Origin of the sequence: Bowmanella dokdonensis, assembly GCF_017254865.1 — a bacterium.
In the GTDB taxonomy this organism is placed as follows: domain Bacteria; phylum Pseudomonadota; class Gammaproteobacteria; order Enterobacterales; family Alteromonadaceae; genus Bowmanella; species Bowmanella dokdonensis.
The window spans coordinates 1-284 of the sequence record NZ_JAFKCV010000404.1 but is presented as its reverse complement, the minus strand read 5'-3'; the positions used below and the strand labels follow the sequence as shown (position 1 = coordinate 284).

Annotated in this window: 1 pseudogene; it reads left to right on the top strand. The window is 49.6% G+C overall.

The window, feature by feature from the left end:
* Nucleotides 1-17 precede the first annotated feature (17 nt).
* A pseudogene (locus J0A66_RS23080) lies at nucleotides 18-284 on the top strand (hypothetical protein); the annotation flags it as partial.

Below are 284 nucleotides of genomic sequence, written 5' to 3'. Positions count from 1 at the left end.
TAATAATAGGGATAGTTATGCCTTCTATACTGCTATGCAGACACCTGGTATTTATACTAGGTAGCGCTCTGCCATTATTTGCCAGCGCAACACCTTCTCTGACTCCTGCTGACTTCGCGGTCGACAGTACTTTTGTTGATACTGAACTTTCTCCCAATGGTGAATTGCTGGCTGTCACTATTGTGCATGAAGGCAAGCGTCAACTGGCGGTTTTTACCACCAAAGGTAAGAAAGTGGTGGGGGGAGCCAGGTTTCCGGGGCGTCAGGAAGCCGGGCAGGCGTAC